Source organism: Mycoplasma sp. 527 (assembly GCF_053851595.1).
Genome location: NZ_JBSQAY010000010.1, coordinates 1 through 1,555, shown reverse-complemented (window position 1 = coordinate 1,555; position 1,555 = coordinate 1). Strand labels below are relative to the sequence as shown.

The following is a 1,555-nucleotide window of genomic DNA, read 5'->3' as shown; positions in this document are numbered from 1 at the left end:
ATCAAATTTTAAGAGTTTGATCCTGGCTCAGGATGAACGCTGGCTGTGTGCCTAATACATGCATGTCGAGCGAAGGTAGCAATACCTTAGCGGCGAATGGGTGAGTAACACGTGCTTAATCTACCCTTTAGATTGGAATACCCAATGGAAACATTGGCTAATGCCGGATACGCATGGAATCGCATGATTCCGTTGTGAAAGGGGCCTTAAAGCCCCGCTAGAGGATGAGGGTGCGGAACATTAGTTAGTTGGTAGGGTAATGGCCTACCAAGACTATGATGTTTAGCCGGGTCGAGAGACTGAACGGCCACATTGGGACTGAGATACGGCCCAAACTCCTACGGGAGGCAGCAGTAGGGAATATTCCACAATGAGCGAAAGCTTGATGGAGCGACACAGCGTGCACGATGAAGGTCTTCGGATTGTAAAGTGCTGTTATAGGGAAAGAATACTTGGTTGAGGAAATGCTTCCAAGCTGACGGTACCCTGTCAGAAAGCGATGGCTAACTATGTGCCAGCAGCCGCGGTAATACATAGGTCGCAAGCGTTATCCGGAATTATTGGGCGTAAAGCGTTCGTAGGCTGTTTATTAAGTCTGGAGTTAAATCCCAGGGCTCAACCCTGGCTCGCTTTGGATACTGATAAACTAGAGTTAGATAGAGGTAAGCGGAATTCCATGTGAAGCGGTGAAATGCGTAGATATATGGAAGAACACCAAAGGCGAAGGCAGCTTACTGGGTCTACACTGACGCTGAGGGACGAAAGCGTGGGGAGCAAACAGGATTAGATACCCTGGTAGTCCACGCCGTAAACGATGATCATTAGTCGGTGGATAGTTCACTGACGCAGCTAACGCAGTAAATGATCCGCCTGAGTAGTATGCTCGCAAGAGTGAAACTTAAAGGAATTGACGGGGACCCGCACAAGCGGTGGAGCATGTGGTTTAATTTGAAGATACACGGAGAACCTTACCCACTCTTGACATCCTTCGCAATGCTATAGAGATATAGCGGAGGTTAACGGAGTGACAGATGGTGCATGGTTGTCGTCAGCTCGTGTCGTGAGATGTTTGGTCAAGTCCTGCAACGAGCGCAACCCCTATCTTTAGTTACTAACGAGTCATGTCGAGGACTCTAGAGATACTGCCTGGGTAACTGGGAGGAAGGTGGGGATGACGTCAAATCATCATGCCTCTTACGAGTGGGGCAACACACGTGCTACAATGGTCGGTACAAAGAGAAGCAATATGGCGACATGGAGCAAATCTCAAAAAGCCGATCTCAGTTCGGATTGGAGTCTGCAATTCGACTCCATGAAGTCGGAATCGCTAGTAATCGCAGATCAGCTATGCTGCGGTGAATACGTTCTCGGGTCTTGTACACACCGCCCGTCACACCATGGGAGCTGGTAATACCCAAAGTCGGTTAGCTAACCTCGGAGGCGACCGCCTAAGGTAGGACTGGTGACTGGGGTGAAGTCGTAACAAGGTATCCCTACGAGAACGTGGGGATGGATCACCTCCTTTCATACGGAGTACACACTGTTATGGAAAAAA

General features: G+C 49.1%; 1 rRNA gene. It reads left to right on the top strand.

Features of this window, described 5'->3' with window-relative positions:
* The first annotated feature begins 4 nt into the window (after positions 1–4).
* Positions 5–1,525 (top strand): 16S ribosomal RNA (locus tag ACWXVQ_RS03170).
* The last annotated feature ends 30 nt before the right edge of the window (positions 1,526–1,555 follow it).